This is a genomic window from Streptomyces sp. NBC_01235, assembly GCF_035989285.1.
Classification (GTDB): Bacteria; Actinomycetota; Actinomycetes; order Streptomycetales; family Streptomycetaceae; genus Streptomyces.
On record NZ_CP108513.1, the window covers coordinates 5,891,716 to 5,918,252 of the forward strand.

22 protein-coding genes, 2 tRNA genes and 1 pseudogene are annotated in these 26,537 nt (G+C 70.3%); 9 read left to right on the top strand and 16 right to left on the bottom strand.

Annotated features, from left to right (window positions below):
* Positions 1 to 12: 12 nt before the first annotated feature.
* From OG289_RS26190 to OG289_RS26210, 5 genes are all read right to left on the bottom strand, one after another.
* The gene (locus OG289_RS26190) at positions 13 to 2,334 is read right to left on the bottom strand and encodes a hypothetical protein (protein ID WP_327316457.1); all 2,322 of its coding nucleotides are present in this window, start codon (positions 2,332 to 2,334) and stop codon (positions 13 to 15) included.
* Between the two features lie 3 nt (positions 2,335 to 2,337).
* Positions 2,338 to 2,409, bottom strand: a tRNA-Pro gene (locus OG289_RS26195).
* A 5-nt stretch (positions 2,410 to 2,414) separates the two neighbouring features.
* A tRNA-Arg gene (locus OG289_RS26200) sits at positions 2,415 to 2,487 on the bottom strand.
* Between the two features lie 74 nt (positions 2,488 to 2,561).
* A complete protein-coding gene (locus OG289_RS26205; protein WP_442819100.1) occupies positions 2,562 to 3,809 on the bottom strand; it encodes an MFS transporter in 1,248 nt (415 codons plus the stop codon).
* Between the two features lie 62 nt (positions 3,810 to 3,871).
* Entirely contained in the window at positions 3,872 to 4,555 is a 684-nt protein-coding gene (locus OG289_RS26210) for a GntR family transcriptional regulator (protein ID WP_327316459.1), read from the bottom strand.
* Positions 4,556 to 4,798: 243 nt separating this feature from the next.
* On the opposite strand from OG289_RS26210, the gene OG289_RS26215 reads away from it, so the two are divergent.
* Positions 4,799 to 5,704, top strand: coding sequence for a D-alanyl-D-alanine carboxypeptidase family protein (locus tag OG289_RS26215; protein ID WP_327316460.1), 906 nt, complete (start codon positions 4,799 to 4,801; stop codon positions 5,702 to 5,704).
* A gap of 132 nt (positions 5,705 to 5,836) precedes the next feature.
* On the opposite strand, the pseudogene OG289_RS26220 reads toward OG289_RS26215, so the two are convergent.
* Both OG289_RS26220 and OG289_RS26225 read right to left on the bottom strand, forming a co-directional pair.
* A pseudogene (locus OG289_RS26220) lies at positions 5,837 to 6,244 on the bottom strand (DUF3224 domain-containing protein); the annotation flags it as partial.
* Between the two features lie 46 nt (positions 6,245 to 6,290).
* A complete protein-coding gene (locus OG289_RS26225; RefSeq protein ID WP_327316461.1) occupies positions 6,291 to 7,115 on the bottom strand; it encodes a maleylpyruvate isomerase family mycothiol-dependent enzyme in 825 nt (274 codons plus the stop codon).
* Positions 7,116 to 7,310: 195 nt separating this feature from the next.
* On the opposite strand from OG289_RS26225, the gene OG289_RS26230 reads away from it, so the two are divergent.
* Entirely contained in the window at positions 7,311 to 8,117 is an 807-nt protein-coding gene (locus OG289_RS26230) for a carbon-nitrogen family hydrolase (RefSeq protein WP_327316462.1), read from the top strand.
* Positions 8,118 to 8,140: 23 nt separating this feature from the next.
* Here OG289_RS26230 and OG289_RS26235 read toward each other — a convergent pair whose 3' ends face one another.
* Complete coding sequence (locus tag OG289_RS26235) at positions 8,141 to 8,635, bottom strand: LURP-one-related/scramblase family protein (protein WP_327316463.1); 495 nt, start codon at positions 8,633 to 8,635, stop codon at positions 8,141 to 8,143.
* 158 nt (positions 8,636 to 8,793) lie between these two features.
* Complete coding sequence (locus tag OG289_RS26240) at positions 8,794 to 9,804, bottom strand: GlxA family transcriptional regulator (protein WP_327316464.1); 1,011 nt, start codon at positions 9,802 to 9,804, stop codon at positions 8,794 to 8,796.
* A gap of 53 nt (positions 9,805 to 9,857) precedes the next feature.
* Here OG289_RS26240 and OG289_RS26245 point away from each other — a divergent pair, with 53 nt between their 5' ends.
* Positions 9,858 to 10,256 carry a cupin domain-containing protein gene (locus OG289_RS26245; RefSeq protein ID WP_327316465.1) on the top strand — a complete coding sequence of 133 codons (399 nt, stop codon included), beginning with the start codon at positions 9,858 to 9,860 and terminating at the stop codon, positions 10,254 to 10,256.
* A 36-nt stretch (positions 10,257 to 10,292) separates the two neighbouring features.
* Here the strand turns inward: OG289_RS26245 and OG289_RS26250 are convergent, their stop codons facing one another.
* From OG289_RS26250 to OG289_RS26270, 5 genes are all read right to left on the bottom strand, one after another.
* A complete protein-coding gene (locus OG289_RS26250) occupies positions 10,293 to 10,427 on the bottom strand; it encodes a hypothetical protein (protein WP_327316466.1) in 135 nt (44 codons plus the stop codon).
* A 119-nt stretch (positions 10,428 to 10,546) separates the two neighbouring features.
* The gene (locus OG289_RS26255; protein WP_327316467.1) at positions 10,547 to 10,807 is read right to left on the bottom strand and encodes a DUF6458 family protein; all 261 of its coding nucleotides are present in this window, start codon (positions 10,805 to 10,807) and stop codon (positions 10,547 to 10,549) included.
* Between the two features lie 80 nt (positions 10,808 to 10,887).
* The gene (locus OG289_RS26260) at positions 10,888 to 12,186 is read right to left on the bottom strand and encodes a M18 family aminopeptidase (protein ID WP_327316468.1); all 1,299 of its coding nucleotides are present in this window, start codon (positions 12,184 to 12,186) and stop codon (positions 10,888 to 10,890) included.
* A gap of 132 nt (positions 12,187 to 12,318) precedes the next feature.
* Entirely contained in the window at positions 12,319 to 14,145 is a 1,827-nt protein-coding gene (locus tag OG289_RS26265; RefSeq protein WP_327316469.1) for an acyl-CoA dehydrogenase, read from the bottom strand.
* A 139-nt stretch (positions 14,146 to 14,284) separates the two neighbouring features.
* Complete coding sequence (locus tag OG289_RS26270) at positions 14,285 to 15,103, bottom strand: alpha/beta fold hydrolase (protein WP_327316470.1); 819 nt, start codon at positions 15,101 to 15,103, stop codon at positions 14,285 to 14,287.
* 132 nt (positions 15,104 to 15,235) lie between these two features.
* Here OG289_RS26270 and OG289_RS26275 point away from each other — a divergent pair, with 132 nt between their 5' ends.
* The 3 genes from OG289_RS26275 to OG289_RS26285 all read left to right on the top strand — a co-directional run bounded on the left by OG289_RS26275 (position 15,236) and on the right by OG289_RS26285 (position 18,999).
* Complete coding sequence (locus OG289_RS26275) at positions 15,236 to 15,718, top strand: SseB family protein (RefSeq protein WP_327316471.1); 483 nt, start codon at positions 15,236 to 15,238, stop codon at positions 15,716 to 15,718.
* Positions 15,719 to 15,942: 224 nt separating this feature from the next.
* Complete coding sequence (locus tag OG289_RS26280; RefSeq protein WP_327316472.1) at positions 15,943 to 17,886, top strand: YncE family protein; 1,944 nt, start codon at positions 15,943 to 15,945, stop codon at positions 17,884 to 17,886.
* 141 nt (positions 17,887 to 18,027) lie between these two features.
* Complete coding sequence (locus OG289_RS26285; RefSeq protein ID WP_327316473.1) at positions 18,028 to 18,999, top strand: pirin family protein; 972 nt, start codon at positions 18,028 to 18,030, stop codon at positions 18,997 to 18,999.
* Between the two features lie 95 nt (positions 19,000 to 19,094).
* Here OG289_RS26285 and OG289_RS26290 read toward each other — a convergent pair whose 3' ends face one another.
* Positions 19,095 to 20,057, bottom strand: coding sequence for a BRO-N domain-containing protein (locus OG289_RS26290; RefSeq protein WP_327316474.1), 963 nt, complete (start codon positions 20,055 to 20,057; stop codon positions 19,095 to 19,097).
* Positions 20,058 to 20,232: 175 nt separating this feature from the next.
* Here OG289_RS26290 and OG289_RS26295 point away from each other — a divergent pair, with 175 nt between their 5' ends.
* The gene (locus OG289_RS26295) at positions 20,233 to 21,297 is read left to right on the top strand and encodes an AI-2E family transporter (protein ID WP_327316475.1); all 1,065 of its coding nucleotides are present in this window, start codon (positions 20,233 to 20,235) and stop codon (positions 21,295 to 21,297) included.
* On the opposite strand, the gene OG289_RS26300 is transcribed toward OG289_RS26295, so the two are convergent.
* Positions 21,249 to 23,387 carry an ATP-binding SpoIIE family protein phosphatase gene (locus tag OG289_RS26300; protein ID WP_327316476.1) on the bottom strand — a complete coding sequence of 713 codons (2,139 nt, stop codon included), beginning with the start codon at positions 23,385 to 23,387 and terminating at the stop codon, positions 21,249 to 21,251. The genes OG289_RS26295 and OG289_RS26300 overlap by 49 nt on opposite strands.
* 166 nt (positions 23,388 to 23,553) lie before the next feature.
* Between OG289_RS26300 and aspS the strand changes: the two genes are divergently transcribed.
* Complete coding sequence (gene aspS, locus OG289_RS26305; protein WP_327316477.1) at positions 23,554 to 25,317, top strand: aspartate--tRNA ligase; 1,764 nt, start codon at positions 23,554 to 23,556, stop codon at positions 25,315 to 25,317.
* A 134-nt stretch (positions 25,318 to 25,451) separates the two neighbouring features.
* Positions 25,452 to 26,414: an intradiol ring-cleavage dioxygenase gene (locus OG289_RS26310; protein ID WP_327316478.1), complete on the top strand. Its 963-nt coding sequence runs from the start codon at positions 25,452 to 25,454 to the stop codon at positions 26,412 to 26,414.
* Positions 26,415 to 26,537 lie beyond the last annotated feature (123 nt).

Genomic DNA, 26,537 nt, shown 5'->3' on the forward strand with positions numbered 1-26,537 from the left:
GCCCTCACGTCCTCAGGCGGCCGAGGTCGGCTCCGGGCGGAGCCAGTGGTCGTCCGTCGTCCAGCCGAGGAGCAGTCGGCCCGCGCCCTCGTCGGGGCGGCCGCCCTCGATGACCTGGTGCAGTCCGGTCAGGGCGGGGGCCAGCCGGCCCGTCACATGGGCGGGATGGCGGCCGAGTTCCTCGGGCAGCCAGGCCAGGGTGCGGGTCCGCTCGTCGGGCGTGCACAGGGACAGGTGGAACAGCAGCTGCCGCCAGGCGTAGGCCACGTCCTTGATCGTGCTCAGCGGGCGCGGGTTGGCCTGCACGCGGGTGGTCAGCCGGCACACGGTGACGAAGCAGCGGCGGGCCAGGTCCTCCCAGCCCGCGGCCGGGGCGATGCCCACCCGGTGGACCAGCGTGGCCAGATTGTGCGTGGTGAGGATCTGCGCCTGCTCGATCACCTTGCCGTTCGCGGCCGGCGACCCGTATCCGTGTTGCCACCGGGACGAGGCGTTCCCGGCCCGTTCGGTGCACAGCTTCGCGAACCCGGGTGAGGTCCTGGCCCCGTACGACCGCGTCAGCGCCTCGCCGGTCTCGACGATCGCCAGGTTGCGGACGGCCCGGTAGTCGATGCCGTAGTAGCGCTCGTAGAGCGAGCCACCGCCCAGCAGTTCCGCCGCGATCCGGGCCGCGGCGAGGAACTTCGGGGTGAACGTGCCCATGAAGATGTCCGCGGCCAGCTCCTCGACCAGGGGAGCGCCCAGTTCGGCCTGGCGGGCCAGGACGGACAGCTCGCGGATCAGCGGGTTGGGCAGGAGCGTACCGGGAAAGGCCTGCACGGCCAGTTCGCCCAGCTGCCGCAGCGCGAGGGCCGACACCTCGCCCGCCTCGGTGTGCGTGCGCTGCCCGGCCACGGCCCGCACCCACGGCAGCTCCTCCGCCCGCACCTGCCGTTGGAGGCTGAGCAGCAGCAGCGAACGGCGGCCCGCGAACGCCCGGTGGTGGGCCGCCGCCAGCGTCCGCAGGGCCGGGTCGGAGTACGCCTGCGCGGTGGTGACGGCGACGAGCTGCGGGACGAGCTCCGCCAGCACCTCCGCCGAGGGCACGATCCCGCGCTCCACCAGCGTGCCGAGGGGCGCGCTGAGCGCGGCCTCGACGGGACGGCGAACCCCGGCCGGGACCGCCGCGCCCACCGGCAGTCCGGTCTCCCGCGCCTCCTCGGCGCCCACCGGCGCGACGAGCGGCGCGACCTCGGCGACGCCCGCCTGCTGGTCCAGCCCGGCCAGCCGGCGCAGCACCAGCTGGGCCAGCGCGCGGTGCGAGGGCAGCGCCGCCTGGGCGGCCTGCTCCCGGCGCAGCGCCAAAAGCTCCGGCGAGCCGGGCAGCCCGCGCCGCCGCACCATGGACGTGACGGCGTGCCGCAGCAGCCCGAGCCGACGCGCGTCCAACTCCCTCCCGGCGACGGTCTCCTCCAGCGCCCCGCGCAGGATCGCCAGGTTCTCCTTCGGCTTCAGGTGCTTGGCGCACAGGGTGTGGCGGCGGGCCAGGTCGCGGTAGCGGCGCAGCAGTTCGGCGCCGTGCTCGTGCCAGGCCTCGTCGGGGACGCGCGTCCACACCCGGGCCGGCTGCCCGGCGTCGGCGGTCTCCAGCCAGTGCGCGAGCAGTTCGTCGCCGAACGGCTGCCAGACGGCCAGGGCTTCCCGCTGCGTCTCCACCGCCGTGCTGGTCCGCCGCCGCGCCAGGCTCTGGCCGGCCTCGGCGACGGTTCGCCGGTGGACCGTGTCGGCGTCGGGCGCCGGGCGGCCGGTCGGGCGCGGGGCGAACCGCAGCCGCCCCGCGAACGGCGCGAGTTCCTCGACGAGCCCGAGCGCCGCGTCCGTCTCCCCGGCCCGGGCCAGCCAGGCCACGGTGAGCAGGGCGGCCTCCTCGGGGACGGCCACCTCGTACCGTCCGCTGTCGAGGAGTTCGTAGAGCTCGCCCAGCCCGTCCTCGGACAGCCAGTACGCGAACAGCGCCCGCCGGTCCCGCGGCACTCCGGCCCGGCGCGCGGCCTCGGCCTCGTACTCCGTCAGGGGGCCGCCGGCGCTCGGCTCGCCGGTGGCGAAGCCGCCACGGAGCACCTCGGGGGTGACCCACGCGGGCAGTCCCTTGACGGGGGTGCGGGAGCCGATGGTGAGCAGCCCGTTCGTCATGCCGGCCAGCACGGACCGCCACGCGCGTTGCCGTTCCGCGGCCCGGTGGCGGGTGTCGGGGTCGTCGTGGGTGCGCGCGGTCCTGAGCGCCTTGGCCAGTTGGCCGGAGGCGTAGCCGGGGTTGGCCTCTGCGAGGTGCTGCTGGTCAGCGTCGTCGTTCATAAGCCGACGTGGCGGGTGCCGCCCCCGCGCCCTCCGGGTCCCGAGCCCGGTGCTCTGCTGCTGAGCTACACGCCGATGAGCCGACGTGGCAGGTTCCGCCCCTGCGCCCTCCGGGTCAGGAGCCCGGCGCTCTGGCTGCTGAGCTACACGTCGATGAGGCCCGACGGTAGACGTCGAACGGACGTCCGTACAACCGGGTTTCGCCGCGGAGAGGCCCTGACCAGTCCCTATGCCGGCACGTGCACCGTCTCCACCCGGCTTGCCACCAGCCGTTCCCGCTCCCGCCGGGCTGCCCGCTTGCGCAGGCGCAGGATCTGGCTGACGCCGAGGGCCTGGAGGACGAAGACGCAGGAGAAGGCGATCGTGTAGTCGTCGCCGGTCGCGTCCAGCAGCACGCCGATCGCGAAGAGCGTCGTCATCGACGCCACGAAGCCGCCCATGTTCGTGATGCCGGAGGCCGTGCCCTGCCGCTCGGGCGGGTTGGCCGGGCGGGCGAAGTCGAAGCCGAGCATGGAGGCGGGGCCGCACGCGCCCAGGACCGCGCAGAGCACCAAGAGCAGCCACATCGGCGCCCGTTCGCCGGGGTAGGCCAGCGTGGTCGCCCACACCAGGGCCGTCGCGCCCACCGTGCCCAGGGCCAGCGGCAGCCGCGCCTCATGGTGGCGGGCGACGATCTGGCCGTAGATCAGGCCGACGAGCATGTTGGACAGCACCACCAGGGTGAGGAGTTCGCCGGCCGTCGCCCGTGACAGGCCCTGTGCCTCCACCAGGAACGGCAGGCCCCACAGGAGCAGGAACACCATCGCCGGGAACTGGGTGGTGAAGTGCACCCACAGGCCCAGCCGGGTTCCCGGCTCGCGCCAGGACGCGACGATCTGACGGCGGACGTACGCCGCGCCCCGGTGCGGGAACGGCTCGGGCTCGTGACCCTCGGGGTGGTCCTTCAGGAAGAGCAGCAGGAGGACCAGGACGACCACTCCCGCCAGCGCGCTGCCCGCGAAGGCGGCCGTCCAGCCGATGCCGTGCAGGAGACGGGCCAGGACGAGCGTCGAGACCAGGTTGCCCGCCATGCCGGCCAGGCCGGCCATCTGGGCGACCATCGGCCCGCGGCGCGCCGGGAACCACCTGGTCCCCAGCCGCAGCACGCTGATGAACGTCATCGCGTCCCCGCAGCCCAGCAGCGCGCGCGAGGCGAGGGCCGTGCCGTAGGAAGGGGAGAAGGCGAAGCCGAGCTGGCCGGCCGTGAACAGCACGACGCCGATCGTCAGCACCTTCTTGGTGCCGAGCCGGTCGACCATCAGGCCCACGGGTATCTGCATGCCCGCGTAGACCAGGAGCTGGAGGATCGAGAAGGTGGACAGGGCCGAGGCGTTCACCTGGAAGCGGTCGGCGGCGTCGAGGCCGGCCACCCCCAGCGAGGTACGGAAGATGACCGCGACGAAGTAGACCGAGACGCCGATCCCCCAGACGGCCATCGCGCGCCGTCCGCCCGGCGGGTCACCCGGAAGGGTGGAGTTCACTCTGCGGGCGCCGGTCGTCATCGGACCTCCCCGCGGGCCAGGTGCGAGAACCAGTCGACGTGCCGGTGCACGATCCCGACGGCCGCCTCCGCGTCGCCGGAGCGCAGCGCCCGAAGGATCTCCTCGTGCTCGGTGAGCGTCTTGGCGATGCGGTCGGGGTGCGAGTGCATGATGGCGACGCCCATCCGCAACTGCCGGTCGCGGAGCTGGTCGTACAGCCTCGACAGGATCTCGTTGCCGCCGCTGCGGACGATCTCCGCGTGGAAGCAGCGGTCCGTCACCGCGGCACCTGCCAGGTCGCCCGCCGCGGCCTGCTCCTTCTGCTGCGCCAGCAGCTCTTCCAGGCGCTCGATCAGCCCGGCCGGCGCGGGGACGGCCTTGCGCGCCGCGTGCTCCTCGACCAGTAGGCGGGTCTCCACGACGTCCGCGATCTCCTGTGCGGAGACCGGCAGGACCAGGGCGCCCTTCTTCGGGTAGAGCTTGATCAGCCCCTCCACCTCCAGGCGCAGCAGCGCCTCCCGAACCGGCGTCCGCGAGACCCCCACGGCCTCGGCGAGCTCTCCCTCGGTGAGGAGGATGCCGCCTTCGTAACGGCGGTTCAGAACGCCCTGTTTGACGTGGGTGTACACGCGGTCGGCGGCGGGCGGCTGCTTGACGGGAGCGGGGTCGGTTGCGGGGACGGGCGGGGCGGACGATGGCATGCCCACAGGATAGATACAACACGTACGCATCGGAAGATCGGTCCACATCGCGGGACCCGCGACGGGGCGGTGGCGGGGGCGGCGGCAAGGGCAGGTAAGGGCCTCGCCAAGTAATCGGAAATTCGGCCCAGCAGGCGCACAACTTTCTGTGCTACTTACGTGTCACACACATGCGGCCCCTTCTTCTTTCCCCTTCAACTTGGCCGCATCGCAGGGGCATTCGACGTAATCGGGGTATTTCAGTTGATAACCGCCATCAAGGGCATCCGAGTCCGCAGGGCCGCAGCCGTCGCCGTCACGACCGGCGCGATGTTCGCGACCGGAGCCCTCACCGCGGCGCCCGCGCAGGCGGCCGTGACCGTGCCCACCATCACCGCCAAGGGTGCGTTTGTGATGAACGGCGCGACCGGCACCGCCCTCTACAACAAGTCCGGTGACACGAAGCGGCTCACCGCCTCCACCACGAAGGTCATGACCGCGAAGGTCGTGCTCTCGCAGACGGGCCTGAACCTGGACACCAAGGTCACGATCAGGAAGGAGATCAGCAGCTACATGGTCTCCAAGGGCTACCCCTCGTCGGCCCACTTGATCGTCGGCGACAAGGTCACCGTCCGTCAGCTGCTGTACGGGATGATGCTGCCGTCCGGCTGCGACGCCGCGATGGCCCTCGCCGACAAGTTCGGCACCGGTACGACGGTCGCGGCCCGCACCAAGAACTTCATCGCCAAGATGAACACCACGGCCAAGAACCTGGGCATGACGAACACGCACTTCGACTCGTTCGACGGCCTGAGCAACGGCACCAACTACTCGACTCCGCGCGACCTGACGAAGCTGGCCCGGAGCGTGATGACGAGCACCACGTTCAAGGCCGTCGTGAAGACCAAGTCGTACACGGCGAAGACCATCACCAGCTCGGGCGCCACCCGCACGATGGCCACCTGGGCCAACACCAACACGCTGCTCGGCTGGAACGGCACGCTCGGCATCAAGACCGGCTCCGGCCCCGACGCCAAGTACTGCCTCGTCTTCGCCGCCACCCTCAACGGCGAGTCGGTCATGGGCACCGTCCTCACCTCCGCCTCGGCGACCGATCGCACGAACGACGTCAAGAAGCTCATCAACTTCGGCTACGCCAAGATCAGCTGACGTCTGCCACCGCGCCACGCGCAACGGGCCCGTCGTGATCCACACGACGGGCCCGTCCCGTTGCCGGACCTGCTACTCCTGCCGACTCCACCGGCCTCGCCGACTCCACCGGCCTCGCCGGCCCGCCGAACGTCAGTCCAGCCGGTACTCGAACCAGATGCGGTGCGTGCCGTCGGCGTCCACGGCCATCCCGCCCGCGCCCGAGATCCCGGCCGGCTCGCCGGTGCCGCTGGAGGGCACGACGGTGAAGAACTCGGCGGTGCGGTCGCTGCCGGACGTGGTCGCCGAGTGCACGAAGTCGAAGGCGCCGTCGCGGCCGTTCAGCGAGCCCTCGAACGACTCCATGGCGACATGGGTGCCGACGCCGGCGGCCTGGTCGAACGCCGCGGTGAACAGGGTCGCCGACCGCCCGCTCACCTCCCCCTCGTACCGCTTCTCCATGCTCGCGACGCCGACGGGCAGGCCGGTGACCACGACCGGCGGCTCGGGGGTCGACCCGGCCGGGACGAAGGCTTCGACGGTGAAGGTTCCGTTGGCTCTCCTGCGCCGAACCGTGCCGAGGGAGCTTCGGTCGTCCGACGCGGTCCTACTTGGTGATCGCGAAGTTCCGCAGGATCGCCCCCGTCAGCTCCGGCTCGCCCTCCGCCTTCACCCGGTCCGCGACCGCCTCCGGCGTCACCCGGCCGCAGGCCAGCCGGACGTACGTCTCCCAGTCGAGGGTGAAGGCGGCGGCGGGGCCGAGCGCGGGGGCCGTCTCCAGGGTGCCGCGGCCCTGGATGTCGACGCGGATCGTGCGCAGGAACTCGATCGGACCGTGCACGTCGAAGACGACCGCGGAGCTGCGCGGGGCGTCGGCCTTCTCGGCGACGACCGCCGGGAGCGCGGCGAGCAGCTCGTCACGGGCGATGTGCGCGCCGGGGGAGTCGAGGTTGCCGGGGCGGCCGAGGGCGGCGCGCAGGTCCTGCTCGTGCACCCACACGTTGAACGCGTGGGTGCGCATGGACTCCTCGAGCGTGAGCGAGGTGCCGAGCGGGCCGCGCACCGTCGTGTCCGGCTGGCGCGACTCGTTGCGCAGCTGCCGGTTGCGGCGGATGACCGTGTACTCCAGCTCGGACGTCATCTCCGGCGCCGTGTGGTGGCGGCGGACGTCGACCTGCATCTCCATGTAGCGCTGGAGGTCGTTGGTGACGTGGAACAAGTCGCGCGGAAGGGTGTGGATGGGGCGCGGGTCGCCGTACATCTCGCAGTCCAGCCCGATGACGTGCGACACGATGTCGCGCACCGACCAGCCGGGGCACGGGGTCCTGCGGTTCCAGTCCGCCTCCACCAGCGGCTGCACCAGCTCGGATATCGCTTCGATGGAGTGGGTCCAGGCGTCGGCGTAGGGCTGGAGGGTGGGATGCAGACTCACGGAAACGGGACCCCTCGGCGGTCGGTACTCGGGTGGGCTGTGGCGGCGTTGCCAGCGGGAGGTGGCGGGTGTCGGCTGCTGTCGGCGGGTGTTTCGAAACGCTAAGTTACGCTGCTGTGAGGCACCCCGGCAGTGCTTTCGTGTGACGATCGTAGGCCCGTGTTTGGACGACTCGAATGCCAGGACGGTGGTAGTGTGCGCGCCTCTCTGATCCAGATCGCCGTAGAAGCGGGCGAATCGGTTGAATCACGGCGGCTGCGGATCGCCTCCCTGGTGCGGGAACAGGCCGGTGCCGCGGACCTGGTGGTGCTGCCCGAGCTGTGGACGACCGGGGCGTTCGCCTATGAGGAGTTCGCCGGCGAGGCCGAGCCCCTGGAAGGGCCGACGTACGAGGCGATGGCCAAGGCCGCGAGCGACGCGGGCGTGTGGCTGCACGCGGGCTCGATCCCCGAGCGGGACCCCGAGGGTCCCCTCTACAACACGTCTCTCGTCTTCTCCCCCTCCGGTGAGCTCGCCGCCGCCTACCGCAAGATCCACCGCTTCGGCTTCGACAAGGGCGAGGCCGTGCTGATGGGCGCGGGCGAGGACCTGGTGACGGTCCGCCTCCCCGAGACGACCGTCGGCGTCGCCACCTGCTACGACCTCCGTTTCCCCGAACTGTTCCGCGGTCTCGTCGACGCCGGCGCCGAGACGCTCGTGATCCCCGCGGGCTGGCCGGAGCGCCGCCGGGCGCACTGGACGCTGCTGGCCCGGGCGCGGGCGGTCGAGAACCAGGCGTTCGTACTCGCCTGTGGAACGGCCGGGACGCACGCCGGGGTTCCGCAGGCGGGTCACTCGATCGTGGTGGATCCGTGGGGCGAGGTGCTGGCGGAGGCGGGATCGGGCGAGGAGGTCCTCACGGTCGAGTTCGACCCGTCCCGCGTCGCCACGACCCGGGAGCAGTTCCCGGCCCTGAAGGACCGGGTGCTCGGGCTGCGAACTCCTGGACGCCGGTCCTACTAGGGCCTGTCGCCAGGGCTGTGTCCCTAGTCCTCCCGCTCCTTGTCGGCGAGATGGATCACGCACACGGCCACCGCGATCAGCAGCGTCGGATCCGCGTCCTCCCGTACGACGTCGACGCCGTAGGTCTCCCGCACGTGCAGCCACCGCCGGGAGACGACGGCCAGCAGTTCGCCGTCGTACTCGACCGCGAACTCCCGGTCGAGGATCTTGCCGCTGACGTCCAGCTCCGTGCGGCCGTCCGCCAGGGTCACCCGATAGTGGTTGCGCAGCAACGACAGCCGCTTGCGCCGGATCGTCGCGAGCGGCTCACCGCCCCGCTCGATCACCATCGTGTCCCGCAGGGCGAACATCTTCTGGTGGATGTCGATCAGGACCTGCCCACCGGTGTCCTTCAGCTCGAAGGTGTCCCGCAGCCGCATCGCCTTGCCGTCGACGAGGTACACCTTGTTGCCCCGGTCGTCCTCGATCCAGTAGTCGTCACCGATGCCGAGGAGCCGGTCGCGCACGAGGAATCTCATGCCGGTACGGCTTCCCCGGTTGAGGAGAAATTTCCCGGCGGGGACGGGAAATGACGAGACGGATGACCCGACTGCGCGTGTGGGCGGCGTGGATCGGGCAGATCGGGGAGCACACCACGGCGCTTCCCGGGCGCTTCCCACGGAGGCGATGAGTAACCTCACTCAGCCACCGTCTCCCCACCCCCCGGACCGAACCGCCGTCGGTACGCCGACGGGCTGAGTCCGGTCCCGTGGCGCAGCCGCGCGCGCAGATTGGCGGCGGTGCCCAGCCCGCTCCTGGCCGCCACCACGTCCAGCCGCTCCTCCCCCCGCTCGATCAGCCGGCAGGCGAGGGCCACCCGCTCCCCCGTCAGCCAGACCAGCGGGGTCGTGCCGAGCTGAGCCCGGAAGCGCCGGTGCAGGGTCGCCGGGCTCACCGCCGCCCGCGCCGACAGGTCCGCCACCGTCAGCGGCTCCCCCAGCCGCTCCTGCGCCCACGCCAGCAGGGGCGCCAGCGACGCGTCGGGCACGTCCGGCACCGGGCGCTCCACGAACTGCCGCTGGCCGCCGTCCCGGTGAGCGGCGAACACCAGTCGGCGGGACACCGCGTTGGCGATCTCCGCGCCGTGGTCGCGCCGCACGACGTACAGACCGAGGTCGAGCGCGGCCGCGCTGCCGGCGGCGGTCAGGATGCTGCCCTCGTCGACGAAGAGGACGTCGGACTCAAGCCATACCTTCGGATGCAGCTCGCGGAACGTCTCCGCCCACATCCAGTGCGTGGTGGCCCGGCGTCCGTCGAGCAGACCGGCCTCGGCGAGCGCGAAGGTGCCGGTGCAGAAGCTCATGACGCGCGCCCCGCGTGCGTGAGTGCGCCGGATGGCGTCCAGTACGGCGGCGACGCGCGGTACGACGTTGTCGGGCCGACCCGGTACGACGAGGGTGTCCGCCGTGTCCACCGCGTCCAGGCCGCGCACGCCGGTCACGGTGAAGAAGCCGTGGTTCATCCGCACCTCGGGAGCGGGCGTGCACAGCATGACCTCGTACAGCGGCCCCGGCAGCCCGAGTTCGGGACGGGGCAGTCCGAACAGCTCGGTGGCTGCACCGACCTCGAACGGGTTGGTGCCCTCGTCCACGATCACGGCCACCTTGTGCGGCGCGCGTGCGGCTCGCTGAGAGGATCCTTGCGGCATGTGCGATTCCTAGCACTCGTCCGGCCTGCGCGCCATCGCCGACGATGATCGGCATGAGCGCACCGACGGAACCCGTCTCCCTGTCCGCCGCACTGGCCTCCTTCACCCAGCGGTGGAGTCCCCGCATCGTCACGACCGTCAACGACTACGACGTCCGCGTGGCCAAGGTCGACGGCGAGCACCTCTGGCACATCCACGACCACACCGACGAGTTCTTCCTGGTCCTCGACGGCGAACTGCACATCGGTCTGCGCGAGCCGGCCGGCGAGCGCACGGTCGTCCTGCCCAGGGGCAGCGTCTTCACGGTCCCGCGCGGCACGGAGCACAAGCCGTACGCCCCGGTCCCCACCGAGATCCTCGTCCTCGAACCGACCGGTACCTCCACCGTCGGCGACCGCCATGAGGAGGTGCCGGCGCACGTGGACGCGACGACGGGGCACACGCTGGCCTGACCCGTCATCGACGGGACGTCGCGGCGCCCGGCTCCTTCACGCGGAGGGGCCGGGCGCGGCTGTGTTTCTCGCTGCCGTGAGCAGGGCGTTCAGGGCGGTGCGGGTGGGCGAGGGGATCGTGGCCGGGGTGTCGCTCTCGCGGAGGTGGAGGGCGGTGGGGGTGGCGGCCATGTTCAGGCAGTCGTTGTCCGGGTCGCCGGCCGAGTACGACTGCGGTCCGCCTCACCAAGGGCGGGGCGGACCGGCTGCCGTTGGTCCTGGCCGGTCCGGACACCTGATCCCGGACACGGTCAGACGCCGTAGCCGTCGTTGTATCCGTCGCGATATCCGTCTTGGTGGCGCCGCTCCGTCTCGACCACCGTGGTCGAGGCCGGCGGCACCATCACCCGGCGACGCCGGGCGATGCTGCTGAAGGTCGTCACGCCGATCACGCCGACGATCATCAGGATGACGCCGACCAGGTCGAGATTGACTCCCTGAATGTCCCAGTCGGTCGCGAACGTGAGGATGGCTCCCACGGCGATGAGGATGATGCACCCGCCGAGGCCCATGATGTCGCCTCCCTGTCAGGAGTACCGGTCGGTCCGGCTCCGGCATCCGGGTACCCCCCTCCCCGCGACCTACCCCTCAACTACCCCTCCAGGAACGCCACCAGGGCGTTGGCCAGCAGGTACGGGTCGGCGTCGCCGCACAGTTCGCGGGCGCTGTGCATGGACAGGATGGCCACGCCGATGTCGACCGTGCGGATGCCGTGGCGGGCAGCGGTGATCGGGCCGATGGTCGTACCGCACGGCATGGAGTTGTTGGAGACGAAGGACTGGAAGGGGACCTCCGCCTTCTCGCAGGCGGCGGCGAAGATCGCCCGGCCCGTACCGTCCGTGGCGTAGCGGTTGTTGACGTTGACCTTGAGGATCGGCCCGCCGTTGACCCGCGGGTGGTGCGTCGGGTCGTGCCGCTCCGCGTAGTTGGGGTGGACGGCGTGACCGGTGTCGGAGGACAGACAGACGGTGCCCGCGAAGGCTCTCGCCCGGTCCTCGTACGAGCCTCCGCGCGCGAACACCGAGCGCTCCAGCACGTTGCCCAGCAGCGGTCCGTCCGCGCCGGTGTCCGACTGGGAGCCGTTCTCCTCGTGGTCGAAGGCGGCCAGGACCGGGATGTACGGCAGACCCTCGCCGCCACTCGCCACGGCCGTCAGCGCCGCCGTACCGGCGTGCACGGACAGCAGGTTGTCCATGCGGGGGCCGGCCACCAGTTCCTGGTCGCGGCCCAGGTAGGCGGGCGGTTCCACGGAGTGCGCCATCAGGTCCCAGCCGGTGACCTGGCCCGCGGTCAGGCCGGCCTCCTCCTCCAGGAAGGCGATGAGGTCGCCGTCGCGCACGTCGTTGCCCAGGCCCCAGACGGGCTGGAGGTGGCGCTGCTTGTCGAGCTTGAGGCCGTCGGTGTTGACCGACCGGTCGAGGTGGATGGCGAGTTGGGGGACTCGCAGCAGCGGGCGGCCGACGTCGACCAGGCGCGTCGAGCCGTCCCGCAGGGTCAGCCGGCCCGCCAGGCCCAGGTCGCGGTCGAGCCAGGAGTTGAGCAGCGGGCCGCCGTAGATCTCCACGGCCACCTGGCGCCAGCCGTGCGCGCCGGTGTCGGGCCGCGGCTTGACGCGCAGGTTCGGGGAGTCGGTGTGCGCCCCGACGATCCGGAACGGCGTGTGCGGCGCGGCGCCCTCGGGGACGTACCAGGCCACGATCGCGCCCCCGCGCAACACGTACTTGCCGCCGCTCGTCCCTTCCCAGGCGTCCGTCTCCGAGACCTGGCGGAAACCGGCCTTCTCCAGCCGCTCCGCCGCGTTCGCCACGGCGTGGTACGGCGACGGGCTCGCCGTCAGGAACGTCATGAGGTCGTCGGTGTGGCCGCGGTCGAAGCGGGAGGGTTCGCTCATGGGTTCACCTTAACGACGTACGAGGGCCCGCTCCCGGCGATGGGAGCGGGCCCTCGTGAGGACAGTGTGGAGTGCTGCGCGGGAGTGCCCCGGGTGAGTACTCCGCGGTTGTCCGGGTGGTCCGGGTGAGTCCTAGAACGCGGCCTCGTCCAGCTCCATCAGGTCCAGCTCGACGCCCGCGGCGATCTTGCGGGCCAGCGTGACGCCCGGCAGCACGTTCGCCGCGAAGAACTTCGCCGCCGCGATCTTGCCGGTGTAGAAGGCGTTGTCCTTGGCGGAGGCCGTCTGAAGCTTCTCGGCGGCGACCGCGGCGCCCTTGAGGAGCAGGTAGCCGACGATCACGTCGCCGGAGGCGAGCAGCAGGCGGGTGGTGTTGAGGCCCACCTTGTAGATGTTCTTGACGTCCTGCTCGGTGGCCGCGAGGTCGGTCAGCATCAGGCCGACGATGGCCTCCAGCTCGACGGCGGCCTTCGCGAGGTGCTCGCGGGCGCCCGCCAGCTCCTCGCCGCCGGTGCCGAGCGCCAGGAACTTCTTGATGTCCTCGGCGAGCGAGTTGAGGGCCGCGCCCTGGTTGCGGACGATCTTCCGGAAGAAGAAGTCCTGGCCCTGGATCGCCGTCGTGCCCTCGTACAGGGTGTCGATCTTGGCGTCGCGGATGTACTGCTCGATCGGGTACTCCTGCAGGAAGCCGGAGCCGCCGAAGGTCTGCAGGGACTGGGCGAGCTGCTCGTAGCCCTTCTCGGAGCCGTAGCCCTTGACGATCGGCAGGAGCAGGTCGTTCATGGCCTCGAGGGCGGCGGTGTCCTCGCCCGCGGCCTCCTTGACCTGGATCTCGTCCTGGACGGCCGCGGTGTGCAGCACCAGCGCGCGCATGCCCTCCGCGTACGCCTTCTGCGTGATCAGCGAGCGGCGCACGTCCGGGTGGTGCGTGATGGTGACCTTGGGCGCGGTCTTGTCCATGAAGTTCGCGAGGTCGGTGCCCTGGACGCGCTCCTTGGCGTACTCCAGCGCGTTGAGGTAGCCCGTCGACAGCGTGGAGATCGCCTTCGTGCCGACCATCATGCGGGCGAACTCGATGATGCGGAACATCTGGCGGATGCCGTCGTGCTTGTCGCCGATCAGCCAGCCCTTGGCGGGGTGCTGGTCGCCGAACGTCATCTCGCAGGTGTTGGAGGCCTTCAGACCCATCTTGTGCTCGACGTTCGTCGCGTACACGCCGTTGCGCTCGCCCAGCTCGCCGGTCTCGAAGTCGAAGAGGTACTTCGGGACGAGGAAGAGGGACAGGCCCTTGGTGCCGGGGCCGTGGCCCTCCGGACGGGCGAGGACGTAGTGGAGGATGTTCTCCTCCATGTCGTGCTCACCGGACGTGATGAACCGCTTCACGCCCTCGATGTGCCAGGAGCCGTCCTCCTGCTGGATCGCCTTGGTGCGGCCGGCGCCCACGTCCGAGCCGGCGTCCGGCTCGGTGAGGACCATGGTGGAACCCCAGGTCTTCTCGACGGCGATCCGGGCGATCTTCTTCTGTACGTCGTTGCCCTCTTCGTAGAGGATGCCGGCGAACGCCGGGCCGGAGGAGTACATCCACACGGCCGGGTTCGAGCCGAGCAGCAGCTCCGCGTACGCCCAGATCAGGGAGCGCGGGGAAGTGGTGCCGCCGATCTCCTCGGGCAGGCCGAGACGCCAGTACTCCGAGTCCATGAAGGCCTTGTAGCTCTTCTTGAAGGACGCCGGGACCGGGGCGGTGTTCGTCTCCGGGTCGAAGACCGGCGGGTTGCGGTCGGCGTCCGCGAAGGACTCCGCCAGCTCGTTCTCCGAGAGGCGGGTCAGTTCCTCGAGGATGCTCTTCGCGGTCTCGGTGTCCATCTCCTCGAACGGGCCGGTGCCGTACAGCTTGTCGCGCCCGAGTACCTCGAAGAGGTTGAACTCGATGTCGCGGAGATTCGACTTGTAATGCCCCATGGCGACGGCTCCGTAGAGAGATCGGCGAGGGACTTGGATCCTCGCGCTGGTTCACGTACCAACAAGTAGCAAGCAGCTACGATAATGCTACCCGTCGGTAATAAGTCGCAACCCCCACTCGGCCAAGTGTGAGAAGGGTCTACCTGACGGTGCCTGAGACAGACCCGGGAACGGGTTCGGGAGCGGGTTCCAGGAGAGCTTCGGCCAGGAGGGCCGCCCACCGCGCCGGGTGCTCGGTGAAGGGCAGGTGGCCACCGGGTGTCTCCGCCAGCCGCGCCCCCTTGATCCCGGCGGCCGTGGCCCGGTGCAGCCGGGGCGGGACCAGCCGGTCGTCGACCGGCGAGATCACCAGCGTCGGGGCGGTGATCCGGGCCAGGTCGGCGCGGACGTCGGCCCGGACCACCAGGTCCACGTGTTCGGCGGTGCCTTCGGGGGCCGTCCGTCCGGCCAGTTTCGCCGCGATCTTCAGCTCCTGCGGCGTCATCGCGTCCAGCACGACCGGACTCAGGGCGTGCGCCAGCATGAACCGGCCGAGGGTGTCGGTCTCCCCCGCCGTGCACAGCGCGTGCCACACCTGGGCGTTCAGCCGCAGTTCCGCGTCGGCGTGCGGGAAGGGGGCGGTCAGGGCCAGCGCGGTGACCCGCTCGGGATGCCGCGCGGCCAGTCGTATCGCCACCGCTCCGCCCAGCGAGTACCCGCAGACGGCGAACCGCTCCAGCCCCTCCGCGTCGGCGGCCGCCACCAACTCGGCCACCAGGGTGTCCACTTCGAGCGGACGCGCGGAGCGCGGGGTGCCGCCCGTGCCCGGGTAGTCGACACCGACGACCGTGTGCCCGGCCGCCAGGGCGTCCATGACCGGCCCGTAGTTCGCCTCGACGGAGCCCCCGGCGCCGTGCGCCAGCAGCAGGCCGGGTCCCGAACCGCGAACCGTGCGGGCGTACGGAGACGGAGAAGGCATGCGGATCCCCCCGAGGTGTCCGGCGAAAATGTGTAACGGACGATACGGAAATACCGTAGCAGCATTTCATAGCGACCGTTAGATAAATTCCCGGCCCCTCGCCGTCCGGCCCGTCTCGGTACGCTTACGCCCATGTACGGATACGGCCAGCCCATGGACGGCGGTGCTGCACAGCAGCAGTACGCCCCGCCGCAGCAGCAGATGCCCGGCGGCCACGGCGGGTACGGCCAGCAGCCGCCGCTCTATCCGGAGCCGTCCCCGCCCTCCCTCGCGGACGCGGTGCGGGCCTTCACCACCGGGCAGCTGGCCGCCGAGGACTTCCAGCAGGTCTTCGCGACCTCCAAGGTCTACTGCCCGCGCGGCGACAACCCCGGTTTCCTCGCCCTGCACAACACCCAGCAGCCGGTGATCCCGATGTTCACTTCCCTCAAGGAGCTGCGCCGGTACGCGGGCAAGGAGTCCAAGTACTTCGTGATCACCGGCGCCGAGGTGATCGACCTGCTGCCCACCGGCTACGGCTTCGTCCTCGACATGGAGGGCGAGCACCGGATGGTGTTCGACGCGAAGGCGGTCGAGCAGATGGTCGACTTCGCGATGCGGCGGATGTACGGCTGAGAGACCTCCCCCTCGAGACCCGGATTCCGGTGGGCGGCCCAGCGGCCCCCGGGAATCCGGCGGCGGAAATCCGTACCCCGGTTGTCACAGGCATGCCATAGGGTTGCCCCAGGCAGCCGCGCCCCGCACGCCACCGCTCTCACGCGGTCACGTCCGGGTGCCGCGCGGCGCTCTCATCACCCGGCGACCACCGGGTTTTCCTGTGGGGGTTCATCACTGTGCGCATGCGCAGCACCTCGGCCGCGACAGCACTCGCGGTCCTCTTCAGCTCCGCGGCCCTGAGTATCGCCGCGGCCGGTACCGCCTCGGCCGCCACGGCCGTTCTCACCTCGCCCGTCGGCCTCGTCGCGGACGGCGCCCTCCAGCGCGTCTTCGTGGGCGACCAGGCCAACGGCCGGATCCTGGCCACCGACTACAACGGCACCCTCGTCGACCTGAACGTCGGCTTCGGCGAGGTCAGCGACCTCGCGCTCTCGGCCGACGGCACCACCCTCTACGCGGCGCTGCCCGAGACGCACGCGATCGTGGCGCTCGACGCGGCCACCCTGGACGTCAGGTCCACCTACGCCCTCGGCGAGGGCGTCCTCCCGCACGACGTCGCCTTCACGGGCGGACGGCTGTGGTTCTCGTACCGCAGCATCGGCGAGGACAACTCCTGGCACGGCAACCTGGGTTCCATCGACCCCGCCGCCACCGACCCGGCCACCACCGTGACGCTGGGCCGGCTTCCGGAGTCGGTCGCCCCGTACTACAACTCGGGGCTCCTCGACGCCGACCCGTCGGCCCCCGGCGTGCTGACCTACACCGACAGCGGGACCAGCCCCGGCGCGACCAATGTGCTCGACGTCTCCGGTGACACCCCGCAGGTGGTCGCCAAGAGCGACGCCGGGCGCTACTTCTCGGACGTCGATGTCGTCCCCGGCACCTCCGAGGTGCTGTGGAACGGCACCACTCGGCTGCCGTACGCGAACGGGGAGATCGCGCAGGGCACCAACCTCACGGAGACTGGCTGGTTCGGCGACGTCTCGCCGGGCGGCCTGGTCGCGCAGGTCTACGGCAGTCACGTGAACGTCTACAAGCCGGGCGCCGTCACCCCGGTCCGCCGCATCGACGCGGGCGACTCCACCATGGGCGAGGTGGCCTGGGCCCCCGACTCCTCACGGCTGTTCGCCCTGACCGGCAACACGAACAACACCTACACCCTGAAGGCGTTCACCGGCCCGGCGCTCAGCGTGCCGACCCTCACGGCCGACGCCCCCGCCTCCGCGACCCGCGCCAAGCCGCTCACGGTCACCGGAAAGATCTCGGCGAACGTCCCGCTCCCGGCCGGCGCGAAGCTCGCGGTCACGCGCACCGACCTGGAGAGCCCGTCCGGCAAGGCGCTGGCGGCCGTCACGGTCAAGGCGGACGGCACGTACTCCTTCACGGACACCCCGCCGGCCGGCGGCACGGTCACGTACACGGTCGGCTACGCCGGCGACGCCGAGCACACCGCGGTCTCGGCCTTCGACAAGGTGGCCGTCTCCCGCGCGGCCGTGGCCCTGACCCTGAACAACGACGGCAAGGTGTACAACAACGGCACCGACGTCAATTTCACGGCGCACCTCGGGACGACCTACAAGAACCGCAAGGTCGAGATCTGGTCGGACCCCTACGGGGGCGACGCGCCCAAGCGACTGATCAAGACCGGAACGGTGAACTCCAGCGGCAACCTCGTCGCCACCGTCGACATGACCCGAGACACGACGGTCACCGCGGTCTTCGCGGGCGACGCCCGCTACGCCCCGAAGAGCGTGAAGGCCACGGCCTACGCCCGGGTCAAGATCTCCACCGCCGTCTCCAAGCAGTACAAGACGGCGAAGATCGGCTCGACGTCGTACTCCTGGTTCCACAAGAACACCGCCCCGGTGATCACCACGACCATGTCCTACTACCCGGGCCGCAAGCAGCGCCTCGAGCTGCAGGTCTACTATCAGGGCGCGTGGTACACGACGGGCTCGGAGTACTTCGCCCTCAACGCCAACGGGAAGTCGGCCGTGAACCTCGGCGCCCCCGGTGAGTCCGGCATCAAGGCCCGTGTCCGCTCGTCGTACGTGGACGGCACATCCGGCGACAGCGCGAACACGACGACGATCGGCGCCTGGAAGTACCTGTACTTCAGTAACTGATCCCTGCTGAATCCCCGCCGATCTCTGTTCAACGGGGCGATGTGGCCCGGAGGGAATGTCCTCCGGGCTTTCGTCGTTCTGGGTGGCAGAAAGTTCAATGCTCAACTAAACTGAACGTACGTCGCCCAAGGAGGTACGGACATGCCCGCAGTGACCGTCGAGAACCCGTTGACCCTGCCGCGCGTCGCCGCGTCGGCGGACGCGGTGGCACGTCCCGTGCTCACCGTCACGACCGCGCCCAGCGGATTCGAGGGTGAGGGCTTCCCGGTGCGCCGCGCCTTCGCCGGGATCAACTACCGTCACCTCGACCCGTTCATCATGATGGACCAGATGGGCGAGGTGGAGTACGCGCCGGGCGAGCCGAAGGGCACGCCCTGGCACCCGCACCGCGGCTTCGAGACCGTCACGTACATCATCGACGGCATCTTCGACCACCAGGACAGCCAGGGCGGCGGCGGCACCATCACCAACGGCGACACCCAGTGGATGACGGCCGGCTCGGGCCTCCTCCACATCGAGGCGCCGCCGGAGTCGCTGGTCATGTCCGGCGGTCTCTTCCACGGCCTCCAGCTGTGGGTGAACCTGCCGGCCAAGGACAAGATGATGACGCCGAGGTACCAGGACATCCGCGGCGGGCACGTGCAGCTGCTGACGACCCCGGACGGCGGTGCACTCCTTCGGGTGATCGCCGGCGAGCTGGACGGTCACGCCGGTCCCGGGATCACCCACACCCCCATCACGATGATCCACGCGACGCTCGCACCGGGCGCGGAGCTCACCCTGCCGTGGCGCGAGGACTTCAACGGCCTCGCGTACGTCCTGGCGGGCAAGGGTGCCGTGGGCGCGGAGCGCCGTCCGGTCCACAAGGGTCAGACGGCGGTCTTCGGCGCGGGTTCCTCGCTGACGGTCCGCGCGGACGAGAAGCAGGACTCCAACACGCCGGACCTGGAGGTCGTGCTGCTGGGCGGGCAGCCGATCCGTGAGCCGATGGCCCACTACGGCCCGTTCGTCATGAACACCAAGGACGAACTGATGCAGGCCTTCGAGGACTTCCAGAAGGGCCGGCTCGGGACGATTCCCGCGGTGCACGGGATGACGGAGGAGGGCATCTGACCCTTCGGCCGGGCGGGAGCCGGTACGGTGTGACGAGGCCCGAAGCCGCAACTTTGTCTTGCGGCTTCGGGCCTGTCTGCTTTCAGCGTGCTCCGCTACGGCAGCACGTAGATGGGCGCTCCGTCCGCAGCGCAGCCCGTCTGCCGCATGCAGCCGCGCTTGAGCAGCGTGCGGAGACAGTCGTGGACGCGGGCGAGGGAGAGGCCCGTACGAGTGGCGATCTCTTCCATGCGGTAACTGGCCTCGCCCTGAACGAGCGCAGGCGCCAGGTAGGCCGCCACCGCGTGGATGTCCTCGGTGAAGACGAGGTTCTTCGCCTTCCAGCTGGCCAGGAGTTGCTGTGGTTCCAACGCTGGTTCCGCGTGGCGGCGCCTGAGGGCCTGCGCGATGTCCTGAAGCGCCTCGGCGATCATGCCTTGGCTGCGGACGATCGCGCTCTGGCTGCGGGCGATCGTCTGTTGGCTGCGGCTGATCTGTTCCAGGAGCACGGTCTGCTCTCTCTGGAAGGCTGCCATCACTTCGTCGGCCTGGATGTTCCTCACTTCGAGCCGCACGATCGCGTCGGCGACTTCTCGGGGCATGAGGTATGCCGTGCTGCCGGTGGGGGCGGGTTGTGCCGGGGCCGGTTCCAGGGAGTAGGAGCCGTCGCGCTGGATGGTGGCGATGACTTCGGAGACCCAGGACCTGAAGGGCTGGGACTCCGGCTTCGTGCAGCCGTTGACGAGTTGGACGAGACCCTGCAGGTTCACCATCTTCATCGTCTTGCGTAGGCCGTGACCTGCGATATTGCGCGTTGCGTCGCTCAGGGCGACGCTTCGTGCAATATCTCCGAGTGTTGTTGTGTGTTGTTGCGAGACCATGCTCTGCACTGCGTCCCGTGTGTTGGCGTAGCCGAGGTTCCCTGCCACATCCATCGCCGGGAACCAGTGGGTCCCGTCCGGCATCGTAAGTCGCCGCAGTCGCGCCCCCGTAGTCGCGAACACGAAGTCGTTGATGTCGATCGCGTCCTTCTGTGCCGCCGACTGATCCGGCGGCTGTGTGTTCTTCTGCTCGTACATCGAGCATCACCTCCGCCGCCGAAGCTAGGCATATGCCGACGCAACGTACCTTCTTAGTAAGGATGTTCATCCTTATCGGGGACAGAGGCATCGATTCTGCACGCGTATGACGGAGCGTCACCCAGTTGGCCGTCCGCGCAGGACAAGCACCCCCGCCCCGTGATCCGCTGGACCCGTGCACCTGCTCCCCCTCCCCGTTCGCCGGTTTGCGGCCTGGTGTGTTGTGGTGCTGCTCGTTTCCGGGGTCGGGTACGTGGGGATCCGGCTCTGCTCCGAGTTGCGGGCGGCGGTCACGCCGGTGTTGCTCGCGCTGCTCGGGACCGCGTTGCTCCGGCCGTTGCACCGGCGGATGGTGGCGGCCGGGGTGCCTCGGGCGGTGTCGGCCGGGCTCACCTGTGTCGCCGTCGTCGGTGTGGTGGGCGGGGCCGTGTACATCGTCGTCGCCGCGTTGATCGACACCGGGGATCAGATCGTCGCCTCGCTCAAGGAGGCGGGCCAGGATCTCGCCGGGCGCTTCGGGGCCGCCGGGACCTCGCTCGACGACCTCGCGTCCAACGCGAAGGAGCTGCTGACCAAGTTCGGGGGGACGGCTGCCTCCAATGTCATCAGCGGGGTGAGTGTCGTCGGCGAGAGCATCGCCATGGCTGTCCTTGCGCTGCTGCTCGTCTTCTTCTTCCTGCGGGACTCGCACCGGGCCGTCGGCGCGCTGCGGTCCGTCGCTCCGGGCGGTACCGCCGACACCCTGGAGGCCATCGCCCGGCGGGCCTTTCGGGCCGTCGAGGGGTTCATGCGGGGGACCACCTTCATCGCGTTCATCGACGCCGTGTGCATCACCGTCGGGCTGCTCGTCCTCGACGTGCCCGGTGCCTTCGGGCTCGGTGCGCTCGTCTTCGTCGGCGCCTACGTTCCCTATCTCGGCGCCTTCCTCTCCGGGGCTGTCGCCGTGCTGGTCGCGCTCGCCGACCGGGGGTTCGTCATCGCGCTGTGGGCGCTCGGGGTCGTGCTCGCCGTGCAGGTGCTGGAGGGGCATGTGCTGCAGCCGGTGATCCAGAGCCGGACCGTGCAGATGCATCCGGCGGTGGTGATGGTCGCCATCACCGCCGGGGCGTCCGTCGCCGGTGTGCTGGGCATGCTGCTCGCCGTGCCGGTGACCGCGGCCGCCTTCGGGGTGGCGTACGAGCTGCGGACGCGTTACGGGGCATCCGGTGGGGCGCCCGGAGAACCCGCCGACGGCTCGTAGAGCTCGAACCAGATGCTCTTGCCCTCGCCCCTCGGCGCCACCCCCCACGTGTCCGCGAGCATTTCGATGAGGATCAGGCCGCGGCCGGAGGAGGCGAGTTCGCCGGGGCGGCGCTTGTGGGGGAGGTCGTCGCTGGTGTCGGTGACCTCGATGCGGAGCCGGCGCTCGCCCTGCGCGCCGGTGACCTCGGCGACGAGCAGCGCGTCGGCGTCGGTGTGGACGAGGACGTTGGTCAGGGTCTCGGAGACGAGCAGGACCGCCGAGTCGACCTGGTCCGCGCACGTCCAGTCGTGCAGCAGTTCGCGCAGTTGCTGCCGGGCCACGGCGATTCGCTCGGGCTCGGCCTGCGCGACCGTCAGCATCGAGCGGCGCACGGGCTGCCGGACCGGGGCGGGCGCGCCCTGTCGGCACAGGAGCAGGAGGGCTATGTCGTCCTCGCGGCGGTCCGCCAGGGGACCCGTGGTGTGGTGGGAGGAGGGGCCGTGCACCGCCTGGACCAGGGCGTCGGCCAGTTGCTCCAGGTCGCCCTCGTGCGCCTCCAGGATCTTGCGGACGCGCCGCCAGCCGGTGTCGAGGTCGTGACCGCCGGTCTCCAGCAGCCCGTCGGTGCACAGCATCAGCGCCTCGCCGGGTTCGAGGGCGAGCCGGGTGGTGGGGTAGTCGGCGTCCGGGTCGATGCCGAGCGGGAGTCCGCCGGCCGCGGCGCGGAGCAGGACCGTGCCGTCGGCCATCCGGATCGCCGGGTCCAGATGCCCGGCCCGCGCCGCCTCCAGAACCCCGGTCACCGGGTCGACCTCGATGTACAGGCAGGTCGCGAAGCGCAGGTCGGCGGTGTCGCCGTCCGCGACGCCCTCGGCGTGGTTGATGCCGTGGAAGAAGCCGGAGGCACGGGAGAGGACGGCGTCGGGGCGGTGGCCCTCGGACGCGTACGCCCGTAGCGCTATGCGCAGCTGGCCCATCAGACCCGCGGCGCGGACGTCATGCCCCTGGACGTCCCCTATGACGAGGGCGAAGCGGCTGTTGGGCAGCGGGATCATGTCGTACCAGTCACCGCCGACCTGGAGGCCGCCGCCGGTCGGTATGTAGCGGGCGGCGAGGGTCATGCCCGGTATCTCGGGGCCGAGGGTCGGGAGCATGGAGCGTTGCAGGCCGTCGGTCAGCTCGCGTTGGGTCTCCGCCGCGCCCGCGCGGGTCAGCGCCTGGGCGAGCATCCTCGCGACCGTCGTGAGCACGGACCGCTCGTCCGGGGTGAACGCCACCGGATAGGCGAAGCCGGCCATCCAGGCACCCATCGTGCGGCCGGCCACCGTCAGCGGCAGGAAGGCCCACGACTGGCGGCCGAACTGCGCGGCGAGCGGCCAGGTGAGCGGATAGCGCTCCTTGTACCGCTCGGGGGAGGACAGGTACACGGCCCGGCCGGTACGCACGACCTCGGCGGCCGGATAGTCCGTATGGATGGACATCTGGGTGAAGGGGTCCTCGTCGCCGGGCTGCTGTCCGTGGTGCCCGATGATCGTCAGCCGGTCGCCCTCCACGCCGAAGACGGCCAGCCCGTCCGGTGAGAAGCCCGGCATCGACAGACCCGCCGCGACCCGCAGGACCTCCTCCGTGGACCGTGCCTCCGCCAGTGCCCGGCCCGCGTCCAGCAGGAACGCCTCCCGGGAGCGCCGCCAGTCGCCGGTGACGGCGGTCCGGCCGGCGGGGGTGCCCGGCGTGGGCTCGGTGACCTCCTGGAGGGTGCCGATCAGCTCGTACGCCTTCTTCGCCGGGTCGAAGGACGGCTTGGAGCGGCTGCGGACGACCCGGACGACCCGCCCTCGTTCGTCCATGATCCGGATCCGCACCTCGGCGAGGGTGCCCTCGGCCACGGCGAGCTGGATCACTCCGGTGATCTCGTTCCAGTCGACGGGGTGGAGGCGGGCGCGGGTCTGGGCCTCCGTGAGGACCGTCTGCTCGCGGGGCAGCCCGAGCAGCCGGGCCGCCTCGGCGTCTACCGTGACCAGCCCGGTGGCGGTGTCCCAGTGCCACAGGCCGGTCGCGAGGGAGGCGAGGACCTCCCCCACGGCGGGCAGAGGCTCGCCAGTGCGCATTGACCCACTTTAAGAAGATGGGATCGAGAAGTGCCACTGATCACCGGACCGGTATTGAGGGGAGGTGATCAGTGACCGCCCGGTACCCTGGGGGTTGTTTCACGTGAAACGTGCCCTGATTCACGTGAAACCCGCCCCCCGATCCGCGAAGACTGGATGAACGACGATGCATCGGTACAGGTCCCACACCTGCGGCGAGCTCCGCGCCTCTGACGTCGGCACCGACGTCCGGCTGAGCGGCTGGCTGCACAATCGGCGCGACCTGGGCGGCATCCTCTTCATCGATCTGCGCGACCACTACGGCATCACGCAGCTCGTCGCCCGTCCGGGCACGCCCGCGTACGAGGCCCTCGACAAGCTGACCAAGGAGTCGACGGTCCGCGTCGACGGCAAGGTCGTCTCGCGTGGCACGGAGAACGTCAACGCGGACCTGCCGACCGGCGAGATCGAGGTCGAGGTCGGCGAGGTCGAACTGCTGGGCGCGGCCGCCCCGCTGCCGTTCACGATCAACACCGAGGACGGGGTCAACGAGGAGCGGCGCCTGGAGTACCGCTTCCTGGACCTGCGCCGCGAGCGCATGCACCGCAACATCATGCTGCGGACGGCGGTCATCTCGGCCATCCGGCACAAGATGACGGCGCTGGGCTTCAACGAGATGGCGACGCCGATCCTGTCCGCGACCTCCCCCGAGGGCGCCCGTGACTTCGTCGTCCCGTCCCGTCTGAACCCGGGCCGGTTCTACGCGCTGCCGCAGGCCCCGCAGCAGTTCAAGCAGCTGCTGATGATCTCGGGCTTCGACCGCTACTTCCAGATCGCCCCCTGTTTCCGCGACGAGGACGCGCGCGCGGACCGTTCGCCGGGCGAGTTCTACCAGCTCGACGTCGAGATGAGCTTCGTCGAGCAGGAGGACGTCTTCCAGCCGATCGAGAAGCTCATGACGGAACTGTTCGAGGAGTTCGGCAACGGCCGTCACGTCACCTCGCCGTTCCCGCGGATCCCGTTCCGCGAGTCGATGCTGAAGTACGGCTCCGACAAGCCGGACCTGCGGGCCCAGCTGGAGCTCGTCGACATCACCGACATCTTCGAGGGCTCGGAGTTCAAGGCCTTCGCGGGCAAGCACGTACGCGCGCTGCCCGTGCCGGACGTCTCCTCCCAGCCCCGGAAGTTCTTCGACCAGCTCGGGGACTTTGCCGTCTCGCAGGGCGCGAAGGGCCTGGCCTGGGTGCGCGTGGCCGAGGACGGCTCGCTGACCGGCCCGATCGCGAAGTTCCTGACCGAGGAGAACGTCGCCGAGCTGACCAAGCGTCTGTCGCTGGCCGCCGGCCACGCAGTGTTCTTCGGCGCGGGCGAGTTCGACGAGGTCTCGAAGATCATGGGCGCGGTGCGGGTCGAGGCCGCCAAGCGCGCCGGGCACTTCGAGGAGGGCGTCTTCCGGTTCTGCTGGATCGTCGACTTCCCGATGTACGAGAAGGACGAGGACACCGGCACGATCGACTTCTCGCACAACCCGTTCTCCATGCCGCAGGGCGGCCTGGAGGCCCTTCAGACCCAGGACCCGCTGGACATCCTGGGCTGGCAGTACGACATCGTCTGCAACGGCGTCGAGCTGTCCTCCGGCGCGATCCGGAACCACGAGCCGGAGATCATGCTCAAGGCCTTCGAGATCGCGGGCTACGACCGCGAGACCGTCGAGGAGAAGTTCGCCGGCATGCTGCGCGCGTTCCGCTTCGGCGCCCCGCCGCACGGCGGCATCGCTCCGGGCGTCGACCGCATCGTCATGCTGCTGGCCGACGAGCCGAACATCCGCGAGACCATCTCCTTCCCGCTCAACGGCAACGCCCAGGACCTGATGATGGGCGCGCCGACGGAGCTGGAGGAGGCCCGGCTGAGGGAGCTGCACCTGTCGGTGCGCAAGCCGCAGCCGAAGTAAGGCAAGCCTTTTAAAGCGCCCTACCGCAAAGGGACTTGAAGTCGACGTCGATTTCAGGTCCCTTTTGCGTGGCCGTGAAAAAGACCGCCGTTTTCTCAGCTCGCTGACAGCCTTCCTACCTAACTTCCACCGGCATGACAGCGAATCAACAGCCACAGGAATCCCAGGACGCCCAGGAAACAAGTGAACTGACGCGACGTAAGGTCGTGGTCGTCGGGGCGGGTGCGCTCGCGGTGGCGGGGCTCGGCGGCACCGCGTTCGCGGCGAACGCCGCCACCGAGGACAGCAGATCGGCACAGCCGGCACGAGGCGACGCGGAGGTCTGCTACCGCCTGACCTCGGAGACGGTCGAGGGCCCCTACTACATCGACGCCGACAAGATCCGCCGGGACGTCACGGAGGACCGTGAGGGCATCCCGCTCCTCCTCGCCCTCAAGGTCATCGACTCGGACACCTGCAAGCCGATTCGCAACGCGGCCGTCGACATCTGGCACTGCGACGCGGCGGGCGTGTACTCGGGCTACGAGGACCAGGGCAACGGCGGTGGAGGCGGCGGTCCCGCGCCCACCGGTGAACCCCCGACCGACGCGCCCACGGGCGCGCCCACCGGAGCGCCCCCGGGAGGCGGCCACCAGGAGCCCACGGACGACAGCCGCTACCTGCGCGGCACCTGGCGCACGGACCGGCACGGCCAGGTCACCTTCCGGACCGTCTTCCCGGGCTGGTACCGGGGCCGTTGCGTCCACATCCACGTCAAGGTGCATGTGGACGGCGAGTGGACCGACGCCGGTTACGAGGGCGGGCACACCTGCCACACCGGCCAGTTCTTCTTCGACGAGGAGTCGGTCCTGGCCTCCGCGGTGGTGGAGCCGTACGCGAGCAACACCGCCGAGCGCACGACCCTCACCGAGGACACGATCTACGACCAGAGCGGCACCCAGGGCGGCCTGCTGAGGCTCCGCTACGACAAGCGGGACATCACGAAGGGCGTCCACGGGTCGATCACGGTCGGCGTCGACCCGGAGGCGACGGAGGACGGCCAGGGCGCGCCGCCGCAGCCCAGCGCGTCCGCGTCGCCGTCGGCTTCGGCGAGCTGACGGACCGGGTCCCGGTCACCGCCGTTCGCGCCGGCAGGCGGTGGCCGGGCCCACTTGGAAACCTCACCGCAGGCACACAGGAATCCCGGAGGGCACCCACAGCGGCCTGTCGTCTCATAGGGG